The organism is Mycobacterium sp. UM_Kg1 (assembly GCF_000972925.1).
GTDB classification, from domain to species: domain Bacteria; phylum Actinomycetota; class Actinomycetes; order Mycobacteriales; family Mycobacteriaceae; genus Mycobacterium; species Mycobacterium hiberniae.
On the sequence record NZ_JRMK01000012.1, the window covers coordinates 32,418 to 46,533 of the forward strand.

At 67.3% G+C, this 14,116-nt stretch carries 13 protein-coding genes, 1 tRNA gene and 3 pseudogenes; 4 read left to right on the forward strand and 13 right to left on the reverse strand.

Translation table 11 applies throughout. From position 1 onward, the window contains the following. Positions 1–10 precede the first annotated feature (10 nt). The 9 genes and pseudogenes from LI92_RS03525 to LI92_RS03560 all read right to left on the reverse strand — a co-directional run bounded on the left by LI92_RS03525 (position 11) and on the right by LI92_RS03560 (position 7,671). On the reverse strand, positions 11–646 hold the full coding sequence (locus LI92_RS03525; RefSeq protein ID WP_152665316.1) for an SOUL family heme-binding protein: 636 nt from the start codon (positions 644–646) through the stop codon (positions 11–13). Between the two features lie 144 nt (positions 647–790). After that, positions 791–2,131, reverse strand: a complete 1,341-nt coding sequence (locus LI92_RS03530) for a cryptochrome/photolyase family protein (protein ID WP_046315973.1) — start codon at positions 2,129–2,131, stop codon at positions 791–793. Positions 2,132–2,188: 57 nt separating this feature from the next. After that, entirely contained in the window at positions 2,189–2,623 is a 435-nt protein-coding gene (locus LI92_RS03535; protein ID WP_286134828.1) for a MarR family winged helix-turn-helix transcriptional regulator, read from the reverse strand. 97 nt (positions 2,624–2,720) lie between these two features. After that, positions 2,721–4,397 carry a GMC oxidoreductase gene (locus LI92_RS03540; RefSeq protein WP_046315977.1) on the reverse strand — a complete coding sequence of 559 codons (1,677 nt, stop codon included), beginning with the start codon at positions 4,395–4,397 and terminating at the stop codon, positions 2,721–2,723. Next, positions 4,394–4,828: a hypothetical protein gene (locus tag LI92_RS03545; RefSeq protein ID WP_046315979.1), complete on the reverse strand. Its 435-nt coding sequence runs from the start codon at positions 4,826–4,828 to the stop codon at positions 4,394–4,396. Before LI92_RS03545 ends, LI92_RS03540 begins: the two co-directional genes overlap by 4 nt. Continuing rightward, entirely contained in the window at positions 4,825–5,040 is a 216-nt protein-coding gene (locus LI92_RS24480; protein WP_353585441.1) for an MYXO-CTERM sorting domain-containing protein, read from the reverse strand. The genes LI92_RS03545 and LI92_RS24480 overlap by 4 nt, the downstream gene beginning before the upstream one ends. A gap of 170 nt (positions 5,041–5,210) precedes the next feature. Continuing rightward, positions 5,211–5,603 (reverse strand): annotated as a pseudogene (locus LI92_RS24485) (SDR family oxidoreductase); the annotation flags it as partial. A gap of 85 nt (positions 5,604–5,688) precedes the next feature. Then, positions 5,689–6,734, reverse strand: a pseudogene (locus LI92_RS24490) (zinc-binding alcohol dehydrogenase family protein). Between the two features lie 64 nt (positions 6,735–6,798). Then, complete coding sequence (locus tag LI92_RS03560; protein WP_046315984.1) at positions 6,799–7,671, reverse strand: alpha/beta fold hydrolase; 873 nt, start codon at positions 7,669–7,671, stop codon at positions 6,799–6,801. 80 nt (positions 7,672–7,751) lie between these two features. On the opposite strand from LI92_RS03560, the gene LI92_RS03565 reads away from it, so the two are divergent. Further along, a complete protein-coding gene (locus LI92_RS03565; RefSeq protein ID WP_046315986.1) occupies positions 7,752–8,279 on the forward strand; it encodes a CGNR zinc finger domain-containing protein in 528 nt (175 codons plus the stop codon). Positions 8,280–8,402: 123 nt separating this feature from the next. After that, positions 8,403–8,478, forward strand: a tRNA-Arg gene (locus tag LI92_RS03570). Between the two features lie 16 nt (positions 8,479–8,494). On the opposite strand, the gene LI92_RS03575 is transcribed toward LI92_RS03570, so the two are convergent. Then, positions 8,495–10,486 carry a hypothetical protein gene (locus tag LI92_RS03575; RefSeq protein ID WP_286134831.1) on the reverse strand — a complete coding sequence of 664 codons (1,992 nt, stop codon included), beginning with the start codon at positions 10,484–10,486 and terminating at the stop codon, positions 8,495–8,497. Positions 10,487–10,775: 289 nt separating this feature from the next. On the opposite strand from LI92_RS03575, the gene LI92_RS03580 reads away from it, so the two are divergent. Then, entirely contained in the window at positions 10,776–11,771 is a 996-nt protein-coding gene (locus tag LI92_RS03580; protein ID WP_046316021.1) for a DUF1254 domain-containing protein, read from the forward strand. Positions 11,772–11,815: 44 nt separating this feature from the next. Continuing rightward, positions 11,816–12,634 (forward strand): LLM class F420-dependent oxidoreductase, encoded by an 819-nt coding sequence (locus LI92_RS03585; protein WP_046315988.1) that lies wholly within the window; start codon positions 11,816–11,818, stop codon positions 12,632–12,634. Here LI92_RS03585 and LI92_RS03590 read toward each other — a convergent pair. From LI92_RS03590 to LI92_RS03600, 3 genes and pseudogenes are all read right to left on the reverse strand, one after another. Further along, complete coding sequence (locus tag LI92_RS03590; RefSeq protein WP_046315990.1) at positions 12,615–13,031, reverse strand: hypothetical protein; 417 nt, start codon at positions 13,029–13,031, stop codon at positions 12,615–12,617. The genes LI92_RS03585 and LI92_RS03590 overlap by 20 nt on opposite strands. Positions 13,032–13,117: 86 nt before the next feature. After that, positions 13,118–13,555 (reverse strand): type II toxin-antitoxin system Rv0910 family toxin, encoded by a 438-nt coding sequence (locus LI92_RS03595; protein WP_046315993.1) that lies wholly within the window; start codon positions 13,553–13,555, stop codon positions 13,118–13,120. A gap of 26 nt (positions 13,556–13,581) precedes the next feature. Continuing rightward, a pseudogene (locus LI92_RS03600) lies at positions 13,582–14,116 on the reverse strand (cation-translocating P-type ATPase); the annotation flags it as partial.

The following is a 14,116-nucleotide window of genomic DNA, read 5'->3' on the forward strand; positions in this document are numbered from 1 at the left end:
CCTTCAAAGGTCAACTGCTTTTGGTGACAGATACCGCAATCTCGTTGCGGCGAAACATCGGAAGCGTCCAGGGCGGATCGTAGAACCATGCCTGCGGTGACCCGACCGGCTCAAATTCCGTGCCTTTCAAGGCGTTCAGCAACTTCGCGCTGTGCGATTCGACGGCACGGCGGCCGCGATCGCCGGAAAATCTGTGCACCGCGACGGTTTCGGCAGGCACCCGGGCCAACTGCACGGCCGGATTGTCGGGCTCCGGCGCCGATTCCAGGCTGACGTCGGCCGGCAGAAAGAAACGGATCACCCATTGCCCGGCACCAGTGGACTGCTGGGCCACCGGGGCCGTCATGGCGATGCGCTCGCCCGTGGCAGTCCCTTGAGCGACGGGGGCGGTCATCGCCAACTTCGTCCGTGAGCGATTGCCGCCGAAGATGTAGCCGGCAAGCCGCCGAAAGCCGACATTGCGGACTGCCTCCTCATCGCCGGTGACGAACGTCTGCGCCACGACGCGTTCGTGGTAGCGCCGGATCTCGACAGAACCCAGCCGCTGCTCCCCCGTGTGGTCGGGCTCCGCGGTGCCCGATCGGCACCCCACCACCGCCCCGACGCCCTCCAGAACCGCACCGATCATCCCGAACGGCCCGCTCATAGCTGCTGCCTTTGACTGCTCAACGTGGCCCCCTCCGCGTCGATTCCCCTAGAGCTTCCACTGTAGCTCGACCGCCGCAGTTGATTCAACAACTTAATTATTCATTTAATGAATTAACAGGTGGCTCGCCATGGCGGTGGCGTGCTAACCGCTGATCCGCTGGTAACGGCGCAGCGCCTCCGCCCGTTCTTCACGGTGATCCACCATCGGTTCGGGGTAACCCGGCGGCGGCGCACCCCGCACCAGGTGCGGATCGGCGACGTCGGCGAGCTCGGGCACCCATCGGCGGATGTAGGCGCCGTCCGGATCGAACTTGCGGCCCTGCAGCGTCGGGTTGAACACCCGGAAGTAGGGCGCCGCATCGGTTCCGCAGCCCGCGCACCACTGCCAGCCGTGCTGGTTGTTGGCCATGTCCCCGTCGAGCAGCTGGTCCAGAAACCACCCGGCGCCCCACTGCCAGGGCAGGTGCAGATCCTTGACCAGGAACGAGGCGGCGATCATGCGCACCCGGTTGTGCATGAACCCGCTGGCCAGCAGCTCCCGCATGCCCGCGTCGACGATGGGAAAGCCCGTCTGCCCTGCTTTCCACCGCTCGAACCGGCGATGCGCCTCGGCGTCGGTATCGGTCGCGATGCCGTCGAACTCCCGATTCCAGTTGGCCCACAGACTGCCAGGCCAGTGATGCAGCACCGCGGCGTAGAAGTCCCGGAAGGCCAGCTGCCGCAGATAGGCGGCGGCCCCCGGATTCGCTGCGCTCAGATCGGCGGCCATGGTGCGCGGATGGATGGTGCCGAATTTCAGGTGGACCGACATCCGGCTCGATCCGGCGCGGTCGGGCCGATCGCGATCCTGGGCGTACCGGTACAGCTCACCGGCCACAAACGCCGCCCACTGGTCGCGGGCGGCAGCCTCCCCCGCCGGAAAATCGGCGCGCCCATCGGATTCCGGGATCTGGACCGGGAGCGCGGTCTTGCCGGGCACGTCGCGCGGATCGATCCAGTGCGCCGGTGGCGAGCCGGCTGGGCGGCGCCAGCCGTGTTCGCGCCACCGGCGAAAGAACGGGGTGAAAACCCGATAGGGGGTTCCGTCGTCTTTGACGACCCGGCCCGGGGAGACCAGGTACGGCGATCCGGTCGCGACCAGCGGAACCTCGCCGAGCGCGGCGCGCACCCGCGCGTCGCGGCGCCGGCCGTACGGACTGAAATCCTCCGACACATGCACGGCCGTAGCCGCAAGCTCGTTGGCGATTCGGGGTATGCGCTCCTCGGGCAATCCGCGGGTCACCAGCAGCCGGCCGCCGAGGTCATCGCGCAGGCTGCGCAGGCACTGCGCCAGATACTGGAGCCGGCGTTGCCCCGCGGAGGCCTCAAGGCGGGGGTCCAGAACGAAGCAGGCGAGCACCTGCGGGTCGTGCTCGAGCGCCGCCGACAGGGACGGCAGATCGCCGACGCGCAGGTCACGGCGGTACCACAACAGGGCCGGCATCTGCCTATCTTGCCCCGCGGATCAGCGCAGCGCACCGACCGTTGAATCCGCCCGACGTCACTCCAGCTCGGAATGGAATTGCCGCATGGCCCCGATCAGCGCGGTGAAGACGCGGTGGGCGGTCTGCAGGTCGGCATCGGAGATCCCTGCGAGAGCCTGGTGGGTATGCGCCTGCAGCGGCGCGAAAAACGCGCGGGCGGTGTCAAGGCCCAGTGCGGCATAGCGCAACGTGACCTTGCGCCGATCGGATGCGTGCGCCTCACGCCGCACGTGGCCGGACGCGATGAGACGGTCGACGAGATAGGTGATGGCGGCACCTGAGAGTCCCAGCCGCTGGCGCAGCTCGCTGGGACTGATCGGGGTCCCGGCGGTCTCAGCGACCATGATGTGCAGCAGGGCACGGAAGTCGGTCGGGCGCACGTCGTGGGAGCCGGCGAAACGCTGCGCGATGTATTCGGATTCGGCGGCCAACTCCCGCAGATCAGCCGACATCAGCCACTCAAGCGCGGCTCGGCCAGAGGCGTCCTCATCGGGTTTCATGACAGTTGTCAACGATATCGCCGAGCGGGGCCGCTCCGCATCGCCGCCGTCACGCCGGCGACAGCGGCAGCCGAAGCGCGCCGGGAGCACTCTGCGGCACCGTCGGGTATCGCGGTGCCACCGGTGCGATGCGCCGGTAAGGCTGCCCCAGCGGGGGCCGGGGATCCGGGTCTCCCTTATTGGGCCACAACGCCATCGCCCGTTCGGCCTGCGCGGTGATGGTGAACGAGGGGTTCACCCCCAAGTTCGCGGTGATCGCCGATCCGTCGACGACGTGCAGACCGGGGTGCCCGTAGGCCCGCTGATAGGGGTCGATGACGCCGGACTCGGCCGAATCCCCGATCGGGCAGCCGCCGATGAAGTGCGCCGTCAGCGGGATGTTGAGCGCATCGAGATAGGTTCCGCCGGCCATCCCGCCGACCTTCTCGGCCATCCGGCGCGCCACATCGTGCGCCAGCGGAATCCAGTCCGGGTTCGGTTCGCCCACACCCTGTTTCGCCGTCAAACGGGTGCCGAACAGGCCACGTTTGCGGTAGGTGGTCAGCGAGTTGTCCAGCGACTGCATCACCAAAACGATGATCGAATGCGCCGAGGCGTTGCGGGGGAACATGCTGCGCAACAGCATCACCGGGTGGCGCGCGATGGTCAGCATCAACCGGGCGAAACGCCACGGACCGCCGTCGATCAGGTGGGTGCCCATCATCGACAACAGATTGGATCCCTTGCCGTAGCGGCACACCTCCACATGGGTGTTGGCCTCCGGGTGGATCGACGAGGTGATCGCCACACCTTGAGCGAAGTCGTCGCGCTCGGGGGTGAACACCGCCGGCACCTCTTCGGAGTTGGTACGGGTCAGCTCGCCCAGGCGCGACGAAAGGTGCGGCAGCGATCCGGTGTCGCGCAGCTTGTGCAACAGGCGCTGGGTGCCCAGCGCCGCGGCGGCGAACACCACCTGGCCCGCGGTGAAGTCGCGCCGCGCCTTGCGCACCCACCGGCCGGTGCGCTCCGTGCTGACCACGTAGCCGTTGCCGGCCGGGCGCACGTCGGTGACCGTGGTCATCGGATGGATCTGGGCGCCGGCGCGCTCGGCCAGATACAGGTAGTTGGTCTCGGTGGTGTTCTTGGCGTTGTGCGGGCATCCGGTGAAGCACTGTGCGCAGCCGATGCATCCGGTGCGCTCGGGGCCTGCCCCGCCGAAGAACGGATCTGCGACGGTCTTACCCGGTTCGTCGCCGAAGAACACGCCCACATTGGTGGGGTGGTAGGTGTCTTCGACGCCCAGATCGCGGGCCACCGCCCGCAGCACCTCGTCGGCCGGGGTGGTGTGCGGGGTGGGGGTCACCCCCAGCATCCGGCGGGCCTGGTCGTAGTACGGCGCAAGCTCCGCGCGCCAATCGGTGATGTGCGCCCACTGCGGGTCGGCGAAGAACCGCTCCAGCGGCTCGTAGAGGGTGTTGCCGTAGATCAACGAACCGCCGCCGACGCCGACGGCGCTGGCGATGAACGTCTTGCCCAGCACCGTCAGCCGTTGCGGGCCGAAGCAGCCCAGTTTCGGCGCCCACATCGCCTTGCGGACATGCCAGTTGTTGGGCGGGAAGTCGGTGGGCGCCCACCGGCGCCCCATGTCCAGCACCGCGACGCGATAGCCCTTCTCGGTCAGCCGCAGCGCCGCCACACTGCCGCCGAACCCCGAGCCGATCACCACGACGTCGTAGTCATAGGTCATGGGCGGTCCTCGGTGCCCACCTCGGCGTCCCGGCGTGCGGGCACGAGCAGCACCAGCGACACCACCGCGAGCAGGCTCAGGCCCACCGCGTTGAGCGCGGCGTCGCGCGGGCCGTACATGTGCAGCATGCCGAGGTGGTAGATCAGGTGCAGCACATTGAAAGTCGACCAGCTCAGCGCCGCGACCACCACCACGGCGCGGTTGCTCAGGTAGTAGAGCGCCGCGGCACTGAGCACACCGAGCGCGAGAAACATGGAACCTACGTCCTTCACCAAATGCTCGTTGTAGGGGCCGAGCACCGGCAGCCACGTCATGCCCATCCCGGGGAACGTCTCGTACCAATTCCGGGGCGCTGCATAGGCCCACAGCCCGAGGGCGAGGCCGAAGAAGGTCAGGTAACTCAGAGCAAGACGGTGCACGATGCGATTCACGGCGGTGTCACCGTCCTTCCCGGGTCAGCCCTTTCGGGGTCAGCTCCGCCAGCCACTCGGCGTAGGTCTGACGGCCCCGCGGTCCGGGCCCGGTGGGCAACAGGCCGCCGTGGGCCATGGCTTTGCCGGCGGCGCCGGGTACCGGCAGCGGCAGCACCAGCCAGCGCTGGCCACGCCGCCGGACCAATTGGCGGGCCATGTCGACAACCGATTCGACGCGCGGCCCGGCAAGCTCGGGCGCCATCTGCTGCGGTGCCCCGACTGCAAGCTCACATAGGTGGACAACCACCTCGCTGACGGCGATGGGCTGCGACTGCATTCTGGGGACCAGCGCAACAGGCCCCGGCACCTGGGTGAGGACCTGGTCGGCGAATTCGTGAAACTGGGTGGCCCGCAGGATGGTCCACGGAATGGGTCCGGCCTTGACCAGTTCCTCCTGGTGCAGCTTGCCCTGGTAGTAACCCGTTCCTACCCGGTCGACGCCGACGATCGACAACGCGACGTGGTGGCGTACGCCCTTGCGCTGCGCGGCAGCCAGCAGATTCGCCGTCGCGGCGCCGAAGGAGGCGCGCGCCTTCTTGGCGTTCATGGCCGCGAAGTCGCTGACGTCGATGACGGTCTCGGCTCCGTCGAGCGCGGCGTCGAGTCCGGTGTTTTCCAGCAGGTCCACCCCGTGGGCGCGGGCCAGGATCACCGGGTCGTGGCCCTGGCCGCGAAGGTGCTCGACGACTTTGCGCCCGGTCTTGCCGGTACCGCCGGCAACCGCGATCTTCACAATGCTTCCCTTCCGGTTATGGCCGAGCCATACCGCTGTCGCCAGGTTCCTGGTCGTGTGCGTGACGTGCTGGTATCGGAGTAGCTCAGTCGACTACTACCACCATTTTTCCGGCAGCCTCGCCGTTTTCCATGACCCGGTGCGCTTCACGGATCTGGTCGAAGGTGAACACCTTCGAGGGGGCGGCGTCGAGACGGCCGCGGCGCACCTTGTCGGCGATGTCCTGCAGTGGCACATCTGACAGCGCAAAACCGGGAGTGCCGAAGACGAAGCTGCCGAAGAAGCTCAGATTGACACCGCTGGCCATCGGCAGCAACGGGTTGAAATCGGCGATGGGGTCCAGCCCACCGAGCCAGCCCGCCAGGCATGCCGTGCCGCCGCGGCGCAGCATGTCCAGGGAATCCAGAATGGTGCTGTTGCCGACGAGATCGAGAACGGCGTCGATCTCTTTGGCTTCGGCGATGTGGGCACTCAGGTCAGGCCTCTCCAGTTCGGCACGTTCGACGCCAGTGACGTCAGCAGGCCGAACCGTTCCCGATCGCGGGTTGTGGCGATGACACGGGCCCCGGCCTCCACGGCCAGCTTCACTGCCGCTTGGCCGAAGGACGATGTTGCGCCTCGGATCACGACGGTCTGTCCGGCGGTCAGATGAAGGTTGCGGAACAGGCAGGTCCATGCGGTGGCATAGGTTTCCGGAAGTGCGGCCAGCTGGTCCCACGACAGCTCGGACTCGATCAGGGCGACGTTCTCAGCGCGTATGCGGGTGAATTGTGCGTAGCTGCCGTTGATGGTGCGGCCGAGCCCGCCCATCAGGGCCGCGACTTTGGCACCGATCGGGAACTCTCCTCCCGGGCAGGCGTCGACGATGCCCACGCATTCGATACCGCTGACTTCGGCGGCCTCGGCCCACTCACCGCGGCGCATGTGCATTTCGGCGTGGTTGATTCCGAATCCTCTGACCCTGATCACCACCTCGCCGTCCTTCGGTCGCGGCTTGGGGATGTCGGTGTAGGTCAGGACATCCAGTCCACCGAAGCCGTCGAGAACGATCGCCCGCATGGTCGGGCCGCCGGGGGGTTCTCGTACAACCGCGGGTTCCGTCGGAATGGCTGGTTTCGGCGTGGCGCTCATCAGCTTCCTCTCCTATGACGATCGTTGGCGCGAACTATGTTTCGAATCTCTGCGCCGGCGTCGGTTACTTTCCGCCGACCCGGGTCAAGAAGCCCTTGATCAGGGCGGCGACCTCGTCGGCGGCGGTCTCCAGCAGGAAGTGGCCGCCATCGAGCAGATGGATCTCCGCATCGACGGCGTCGCGGCCGAATGCTAGGGCACCCTCAGGGCCAAAGATCGGATCCCCTTGACCCCAGACCGCCAGCACCGGGACTTCACTGGTGCGCAGGTACTCGTGCAGAGCGGGATACATCGGCGGATTGGTGGCGTAGTCCCGGAACAGCTTGAGTTGGATCTCGTCATTACCCGGACGAGCCAGGAGCGCAGCGTCCAGAGTCCAGGTGTCGGGGCTGACCACGGACTCATCCGGTGCGCCGGTCAGGTACTGCCATCTGATCGACTCGGCATCCAACGCCGTCCGGATGGCCGCCTCCGTCTCGGATGTCTGCTCACGCTGGTAGTCCCAGACGGTTTTCCAGAAACCTTCGACAAAGCCCTCGTCATAACCATTGCCGTTCTGCGTGATGATCGCGCTGATGGAGTCGGGGCGGTTCAGCGCCAGCCGCCAGCCGATCGGGGCCCCATAGTCCTGGACATAGATCGCGTAGCGGTCCAGCCCCAGCTGGTCCAGCAGTGCCTGCGTGAGTTCCGCGAGGTTGTCGAAGGTGTAGTCGAACTCGCTCGCCAGCGGCATGTCCGAATGGCCGAAGCCGAGGTAGTCCGGGGCGATCACGTGGTAGTCGTCCGCCAGGCGCGTGATCAGATCCCGAAACATGTACGAGCTGGCTGGAAAGCCGTGCAGCAACACAACAGCGGGAGCATCACCGCGTCCGGCTTCGCGGTAGAACAACCGGCGCCTGTCGACGATGGCGTGGCGGTATCGGACCGAAGCAACCATAGCTAACCCCTTACCTGATTTTTGATAGTTAGGAGTCCAGCATTCGTGATGTAACCTGTCAATAGATCTTTGGAGGTTATATGGCTATCGTGGTGGCCGACCGCAGCGACGAGGCGCTGCTCTTGGACTTGCTCAACTCCACCCCCGTCGTCGACGGCGTGGCACGCGATGAACTTGCGGACCCGGCGACGGCACCGGCGTGGTTGAGTTCCCGCGACCTCGGCCCGGCAAACGAACAGCGCCTTCAAGAACTCCGCGACGTCCGGGATGCGCTGCAAGACATCGTGCGTGGAGAACGGACGCCGCAGGCCCTGCAGCCGTTCCTCGTTGGAGTCGGACTGTTCCCAGCACTCAGCGACGACGGCATCACCTGGACCCTGGACACCGGCAAGACGTCGCCGGCAGCTGCGCGCGCCATCCTCGCCTGGGACGCACTGCGGATCTCCAGCCCAGGGCGACTGCGGCCCTGCGCCAATGCCGACTGCCAACTGTTCCTGATTGATCGCAGCAAGCCCAACACCGCCCGGTGGTGCTCAATGGCCATCTGCGGCAACCGGATGAAGGCACGTCGGCACTACCAGCGAAGCAAGGCCGCGACCAGCGACTGAAGCGCCCCCCGCACCGGAGACACGCTCGCTTGGCCGCGAGCCCAAATGCCGCGGCCGCCGGCTCGCCGACTACCATAAGACGGCCCCGCGGGTTGTCTACACCGACCGCTTTCCAGGTCCCCCGCCCCCGTAGCTCAGGGGATAGAGCACGGCTCTCCTAAAGCCGGTGTCGCAGGTTCGAATCCTGCCGGGGGCACCAGAGGTGTCGCCGCCGATCAGCCGCCGAACAGATCCATCAGATCGAAGCTCGGTGTCGAGGTGATCAACTCCGCCATGTTCGCCCACTGTTCAGCCGCGCGCTCGCTCAGTTCGGTCGGCCATGCGTCGGTGGCGGTCAAGATCGCGGTGGCCAGATTGTCGCGGGCGTTGAGCAGCCCGGCCATGAGGCTGGTGTTGGGATCGAAGAGCACCCCGTCGATGGCCGGAAGCAGCAGCTGGGGCATCACCACCGACAGGGCGGTCTGCGCCAGGAACAGGGAGACGGGCAGGTTGATGTCGCTGGCCAGCAGCGGCAGCGCATTCCACACCGCGGTCAGGCTTTCCATCGGATTGTCCAGGACGCTGCGCAGCACCGCATCCCAGTCCGGGCTCAGGGCTTCGGTGAACCGCAGCGCCATCGGGGTGAACGGCTGCTCGCCGAACACCTCGCCGTAGTTCTCCTCGCCCATCAGGGCTTGCAGGGAGTTCATCAGCAGGTTCTGCAGCACCCAGTCCGGCTGGGCGTTCATCCGGGACAGATCCAGCCCGTAGCCGTAGGACAGCACCCGCTGGTTCATGTCCGCGGCGAATTCCTCGGGGCTGACGGTCGGGGTGCCGGCGGGCAGGTACTGGGCGAGGTCGCTGAGCGGCACCACCTGTGCGCTCACGCTCTGGCCCAGCGCGCTGTCGGGGTCGGCGACATGCTCGAAACGAGCGAAAATCTCGCCCCGCGACAGGCCCCCGGTGTCCAGCCAGTTCGCCACTCCCGGGTTGGTGCCGCTGACCACGTAGTAGGTGTAGCCGTCGTCGGCGTGAAACGTGGTGGTGTGGTTCAGGGTGGTCTGCGCCATGACGTAGGGCAGCGCCCCGCCGTAGACGTTCATCAGCTGGATGCCGCTGTAGGCCGACTCCAGGCTCGGAATCTTGATGACCAGCGCCTCATCGGAGTCCAGGTCGAAGTTGCCGCCGGTGACGACCGCACTGGCCAGACCGGCGCCGTAGCTGGTCTGCGGGCCCAGGTCATGCATGGTGTTGGCGGGAATGTTCATGCCCACCGACGCCCCGCCCTCGATGGCACGGGCGTTGAAGGGGCCGACGATCTGGGCGAAAGCGCTGAACAGCGTGGTCAGTACGTCGTCGACCGAGCCGAGCCCGCCGGAGCCGGCCAGTGTGGTGGCCACCGGATCGTCGGTCGGGAAGAAGCCGCCCTCGGGGATGGCAAAGAACGGCGGGCAGTCGGCGACGCATTGGATGGTGATGGCCCCGGGGCCTTTTGCCCAGTCGCCGAGGATGTCGCGGATCAGCAGCGACGCGGCACCGCCGACGGTGGCGTCGGTGGTGTCCATGAAGTTCAGCGCTCCGGCCGGCGCCTCCGGCCCGATGTAGACGGTGAAGCTGCCGTCGGGGTTGAGCACCAGGCCCTCGTTGAGCTCGAGATCCTGGATGGCCTGCGCCGTGCCGCCGGTGATGGCCTGGGTGCTGATCGCGAAGTGCTCGGTGCCCTCACCGATGGTGCCGTGCAGCACGTAGGTGGCGCCCGGCGCCAGCCCGGCGGTCACCCGGTAGTAGATGTCCGGGGTGAAGAAGTCGAAGTATTGCCGGGGCTCGGTGGCATTGCCGGCAATGACCTCCGGCGATTGGAAGAACACTCCGTTGAACAGATTCGTCACCCGCGACAGCCCGGCAGTGAGCAACTGGTAGTTGGTGTTTCGCACCATCTCCATGAGGTTGTCTTCGCTGCCGGGGATCGCGTAGGGCAGTGCCAGGTCGTATTCGACGGTCTGCCGCATCACCTCGAGCAGCGCGTCGATCGCCGGCTGGAACCCGTCGGTGGCCGTCAACGCGATCGCGGGCGATGCGGTGGCGGCGTGGGCCTGCGGAGCGCCCACCACCAGCGACAGCGCGGTACCCACCGCCGCCGCGGCCATCCCGTAGCGGCGCGTTCGGCGTGCCCCGCCCGCAGCCCCGTTCCCGGTCAGCTCCACGACCACTCCCCCGCTCTCGCTCATAGTTTTCTCTTTTTACTCACGGTGAATTTTTATTTTGGACGATACGTCCGGCCCCCAGGGGTTGCAATAGCTGCAACGCGCATTTCGCTCATCGCGACGGCAAACCCCTTGCCGACGCCCGTCCACGCCGACGGGTAGGTTGCGCTGCATGTCCAAGCGATGGCTTTCCGCGTTCGGCATGGCGGCGACGGCGCTGACCCTGTCCGGCTGCGCCCTGACGGTGACCCAGGCCGGACCGCACCCGCTGGCCAACCAGACTCCGCGCAGCACTCCCAACGGCATGGTCCTGGTGTCGCCGGACAATTTCGTGCGAGCCCTCAGCGACCAGGAATTCACCAACGTCGTCAACGAGAACGGTTTCGGGCGCTTTTTCCACATGCGCGACGTCACCCCGCTCGACCGGCAATTGGTGGTGCGGCCCAACCGGGACACGCTGTATTCCGCGGCGGTGTTCGACCTGCAGGCCGGCCCGGTGACCCTGACCCTGCCCGATGCCGGGCAGCGCTACATGTCGGCGCAGGTAATCAACCAGGACGAGTACGTGACCGACGTGTTTCACGGCGGCGGCCAGCACACCCTGGATGAGGAGCATGTGGGCACCCGCTACGTCCTGGTGGCCGTGCGCACCCTGGCCGACCCCGGTGACAGCGCCGACCTGGCCGCAGCACACCGGCTGCAGGACGCGATCGCGGTGCGTCAAGACCACGCCGGCAGCTTCGAAGTACCCCGCTGGGATCCGGTCAGCCAGAAGAAGGTCAACGACGCCCTGCTGGATTTGGCCCAGACCCTGCCCGACACCCGGGGCATGTTCGGCACCGAAGCCGACACCGACCCGGTGCGGCATTTGATCGGCGCGGCCGCCGGATGGGGCGGCAATCCCGAGACCGAGGCGCTGTACCTCACTGTCAGCCCGGCCCGCAACGACGGCAACACCGTGTACCGCCTGACGGTCAAAGGCGTTCCGGTGAAGGGCTTCTGGTCGGTCACCGTTTACAACAAGAACGGCTACCTCACGGAGAACCCGCAGCAGGCGTACTCGGTCAACAACATCACCGCCGACAAGGCGGAGGACGGATCGGTGACCGTGCAGTTCGGCGACTGTTCCGCCGATGTCGCCAACTGCCTGCCGATCACCCCGGGCTGGAATTACACCGTCCGGCTCTACCAGCCGGAGAACGACATCCTCTCCGGCAAGTGGGTTTTCCCGGCGGCGCAACAGGACGAGTCGGCGGACAGTGAGACCCGCTCCCCGTCGCCGGCGCCGTCATTGCGCCCGCCGCGCTGACCGCAGAACCCGACACTCGGCGTGGCCGATTGAGGAGGATTCAGGTGCACAGACAGTTCCGCTTCGGCGTGGGCCTGGACCCGGTTCGCTCGGCGGCCGATCTCGCCGATACGGCTCGGCGTCTGGAAGGCTACGGCTTCGACGTCCTGCACGTGCCCGACCATCTCGGCGCTCCGGCCCCGTTCCCGGTGCTCGTCGCCGCCGCCGAGGCCACCTCGACGATCCGGCTGGGCACCTACGTCCTCAACGCCTGCTTCTACAAACCGGCGCTGCTGGCCCGCGATATCGCCGACACCGACCTGTTGTCGGGCGGCCGGCTGGAGGTGGGCTTGGGCGCGGGCTACGTGCGCGCCGAGTTCGAGGCCGCCGAGCTGCCCTTTCCCGCCGCCGGCCGGCGGGTCGACTACCTCGAGCACGTGACGAGCTACCTGGCCACCCACCAGCCCGGTGTGCCCCTCCTGATCGCCGGCAACGGCGACCGGCTGCTGTCGGTGGCGGCCCGCCATGCCGGCATCGTCGGGTTGACCGGAGCGCGGGTGCGCGACGCCGAGGATCCGCTGGCCGAGCGGGTCGGCTTCGTGCGAGCGGCGGCCGGCGACCGGTTCGGCACCCTGGAGCTCAACCTGGCCATCACGGCGGTGCCGACCGGGCCGTCCGGGATACCCGACCTGTCGCTGACCCGCCGGTTCGCGCCGACGCTGTCCGACGAGCAACTGCTGGCCTCACCGGCCGTGTTGTCGGGATCGGTGCGCGAGATGGCCGACGCCCTGCGGGAACTCCGCAGCCGGTACGGGATCAGCTACTTCACCGTCCAGCAGCAACACGCCCAGGCCTTCGCCGAGGTCATCGCCACACTGCGGTGACCAGCGCCCACAGCGAACACACCAGCGCGCCCACCACGGCGACAGCGCCGATGTAGAGCCCATAGCCGGCGGCGATCGGCGCGACGACGTTCACGCGGTAGTACCACACGCCCAACGCAGCGATCGCCACGGTGTCCAGCAGCGCGGCAACCGCGGCCAGTCGGGTGAACAGCTCCCGGGCGACCATCGCGCCGGCCACCAGCAGGACGGAGGCCAGCAGCACGATCAGCTGCCCGACACCGAAGCGGGGCGGCAGCTCGATGGCGCCGGCACTGCCCCCGATCGCACTGGCATGCCCGCCACCGTGGGCCGTGGTGTGCAACCACGGCAGCCAGGCACTGCCCGACAGAATCGCCGCGCACAGCGCGATCAGCCAACCGGGTCGCCAGCGAGTCATGTTGTGACACTAGCCCGCATCGACCAGCACACCGACACCGTGGTCATGCCCCGCCGGCCGGCCGCAACCACCGGCGCGCAACGGCATCAGTTGGGCGCGAAGACCGTGACGAACCGACGCAGCGACTCGTTGATGTCGCTCTTGAGCGCGGCGGCCACCAGCACGCCGATCGGACCGAACAACGCCGGCCCGCCCAGGTGCACGTCGAAGCTCACTTTGGAGCCCTCGTCGGCCGGCGCAACCTTGGCGAGCAGCTTGATCTTCACCCCGCCCTTGCCGTCGCCGTTGAGGGTCATTCCGGTGGGCGGCTTGTAGTTCACGATCGTCCACTTGACCTTGTTGAGCATGCCCTTGACCTCGACGATCGACTCCAGGGTGGTGCCCTTGTCGAGGGTTTCGGGCAGCACGGTCCGCCACACCCGGTGAATGGTCAGCCACTCTTTGTAGCGAGACAGATCCGAGGCGTGCGTCCAGGCCTCTTCGGGCGGCAGCGGGACGTCGATGGAGCCGGAGAGCTTGGCCATGTCGTGCTTTCCCCTTGTGTCGCGGTTTATCGCAGGGTCATTGTGGCCGTCGCCGACTCCCGCCACAACTTCGGCTGCTCACCGAGCATGCCGCCGCGCGCCCACCACATCGCTTCGATCACGGCGGCGCCGAGTACGCCGATACCCAGCGCCAGCAGGGTCAGCGCCACATTGGAGGGATCCAGCAGGAACTTCTCGCGGGTCAGGGGCATGGCGAAGATCGCCACGTAGGCCAGTCCGCAGCTGATGACCAGCAACAGCCGCCACCACTGATAGGGCCGGGCCACCACGGCCAGCACCCATCCCGCCGTGGTCAACAAGGTGATCAAGGCGCTGGTGGAGGCCTGAATCTGCTGGACCGGCGTGGCTTCGCTGCCGCGGTAGGCCACCAGGTAGGACGCGAATGTGGCGATGCCCACCACGATGCCGGCGGGCAGGGCCCCGCTCATCACCCGGCGCACGAATCCGGGGTGGGCCCGCTCGTTGTTGGGCGCCAGCGACAGGATGAACGCCGGGATCCCGATGGTGAACCACGCCGCGACGGTGACGTGGATCGGCTGG